At 50.0% G+C, this 2,718-nt stretch carries 2 tRNA genes and 2 rRNA genes (1 of these 4 running past the window's edge); all 4 read left to right on the top strand.

The features are described from left to right. The first annotated feature begins 90 nt into the window (after positions 1-90). Positions 91-1,586, top strand: a 16S ribosomal RNA gene (locus tag ACFSKO_RS21045). A gap of 164 nt (positions 1,587-1,750) precedes the next feature. Beyond that, positions 1,751-1,827, top strand: a tRNA-Ile gene (locus tag ACFSKO_RS21040). A gap of 165 nt (positions 1,828-1,992) precedes the next feature. Beyond that, positions 1,993-2,068 (top strand) — tRNA-Ala (locus ACFSKO_RS21035). A 207-nt stretch (positions 2,069-2,275) separates the two neighbouring features. Beyond that, a 23S ribosomal RNA gene (locus ACFSKO_RS21030) occupies positions 2,276-2,718 on the top strand; it runs 2,302 nt beyond the window's last position. Together the 16S and 23S rRNA genes with 2 tRNA genes alongside form the textbook arrangement of a ribosomal RNA operon.

Raw genomic sequence — 2,718 nt, 5'->3', positions numbered from 1 at the left:
CTAGCTAGTTTATGTATCTTATTCGAAATAAGTTACACTATACCTAGTCAGTAAATAAATTTGAGTTCTGTCTTAAGACGGAAGTCAGGTCAACTTGAGAGTTTGATCCTGGCTCAGAACGAACGCTGGCGGCAGGCTTAACACATGCAAGTCGAACGAGAAGGTACCTTCGGGTATTGGACAGTGGCGCACGGGTGAGTAACGCGTGGGAATCTACCATGGAGTGGGGGATAACATTTGGAAACGAATGCTAATACCGCATACGCCCTACGGGGGAAAGATTTATTGCTCTATGATGAGCCCGCGTAAGATTAGATAGTTGGTGAGGTAATGGCTCACCAAGTCTACGATCTTTAGCTGGTCTGAGAGGATGATCAGCCACACTGGGACTGAGACACGGCCCAGACTCCTACGGGAGGCAGCAGTGGGGAATATTGGACAATGGGCGCAAGCCTGATCCAGCCATGCCGCGTGAGTGAAGAAGGCCTTAGGGTTGTAAAACTCTTTCAACTGTGAGGATGATGACAGTAGCAGTAGAAGAAGCACCGGCTAACTTCGTGCCAGCAGCCGCGGTAATACGAAGGGTGCGAGCGTTGTTCGGAATTACTGGGCGTAAAGGGTGTGTAGGCGGATTGCAAAGATAGAGGTGAAAGGCCTGGGCTCAACCTGGGAACTGCCTTTATAACTTGCAGTCTAGAGATCGAGAGAGGATAGCGGAATTCCTAGTGTAGAGGTGAAATTCGTAGATATTAGGAAGAACACCAGTGGCGAAGGCGGCTATCTGGCTCGATACTGACGCTGATGCACGAAAGCGTGGGGAGCAAACAGGATTAGATACCCTGGTAGTCCACGCCGTAAACGATGTGAACTAGTCGTCAGGATGCTTGCATCTTGGTGACGGAGCTAACGTTTTAAGTTCACCGCCTGGGGAGTACGGTCGCAAGATTAAAACTCAAAGGAATTGACGGGGGCCCGCACAAGCGGTGGAGTATGTGGTTTAATTCGAAGCAACGCGCAGAACCTTACCAGCCCTTGACATACCAATCGCGGTTTCCAGAGATGGATTCCTTCAGTTCGGCTGGATTGGATACAGGTGCTGCATGGCTGTCGTCAGCTCGTGTCGTGAGATGTTGGGTTAAGTCCCGCAACGAGCGCAACCCCTGCCTTTAGTTGCCAGCATTTAGTTGGGCACTCTAGAGGGACTGCCGGTGATAAGCCGGAGGAAGGCGGGGATGACGTCAAGTCCTCATGGCCCTTATGGGCTGGGCTACACACGTACTACAATGGTAACTACAGTGGGCAGCGACGTCGCGAGGCGAAGCTAATCTCCAAAAGTTATCTCAGTTCGGATTGTTCTCTGCAACTCGAGAGCATGAAGGTGGAATCGCTAGTAATCGTAGATCAGCATGCTACGGTGAATACGTTCCCGGGCCTTGTACACACCGCCCGTCACACCATGGGAGTTGGTTCTACCCGAAGCCGGTGCGCTAACCGCAAGGAGGCAGCCGACCACGGTAGGGTCAGCGACTGGGGTGAAGTCGTAACAAGGTAGCCGTAGGGGAACCTGCGGCTGGATCACCTCCTTTCTAAGGATTTCGAAGGGTTCGCCTTTTGGAATTACTTATAAAATACCAAGCTACTACGATGAACTGCCGTTCTCGTATCCTTTCCAGATAATGTCGCAAGCAGCCAGTTTACTGTGTTCATTTATTGAGCACAGTTTGCTGGTTAAATTGAGCGGTAGTTTTTCGGGCTTGTAGCTCAGTTGGTTAGAGCGCGCGCTTGATAAGCGTGAGGTCGGAAGTTCAAGTCTTCCCAGGCCCACCAGTCGTTAGCAACGACAGGCGTTTTACTAAGTGTCTGTTACATGCTGAAAGCTATTCTTTGAATACTGCATTCCGAACGACGTGAGGCAAGACCAAGTGGTCGCCCGCAGCGTAAGCGAGGAAACGAGCACGGAGTGTGAAGTATGTCAAAGACTATGTGACTTACGGGGGCATAGCTCAGTTGGGAGAGCGGTAGCTTTGCAAGCTATAGGTCGTGGGTTCGATCCCCTCTGCCTCCACCAGTCACCCCAAGGTTTTGGTGTGACGGTAAGTTTAGCGACATATATTATCTGGAAAGACAAGTAATTCTCTTTTAGAGAATACCCGCTATAGGCGGGTTGTTGTTTGACATTGTTGATATGTATGAATTTGGTCTTGAATACGATCTGATCTTTAGCGCGTGTAGCGATAAGTCATTGATTTATCTCTGCGTGTGTTAGGGTGATTTCGATCAAGCGCTTTAAGAGCATCTGGTGGATGCCTTGGCGTATAGAGGCGATGAAAGACGTAGCACTCTGCGATAAGCTACGGGGAGGTGAGAGCAACCTTTGATCCGTGGATTTCTGAATGGGGAGACCCAACCCTTTAGGGTTATCGTTATCTGAATACATAGGATAACGAGGCAAACCCGGCGAACTGAAACATCTAAGTAGCCGGAGGAAAAGACATCAACCGAGATTCCGTTAGTAGTGGCGAGCGAACGCGGATCAGGCCAGTGGCCTTAAGATAAAAACCGGAACAAGCTGGAAAGCTTGGCCATAGTGGGTGATAGCCCCGTACGGGTAAAAAGTCTTAGGGTCCTTGAGTAGGGCGGAACACGTGAAATTCTGTCTGAATATGGGGGGACCATCCTCCAAGCCTAAATACTCCTATACGACCGATAGTGAACCAG

This window comes from Kiloniella antarctica, from assembly GCF_042682825.1.
Lineage (GTDB): Bacteria > Pseudomonadota > Alphaproteobacteria > Kiloniellales > Kiloniellaceae > Kiloniella > Kiloniella antarctica.
The sequence above is the reverse complement of the archived record's forward strand: the minus strand, read 5'-3'. Positions and strand labels throughout refer to the sequence as shown.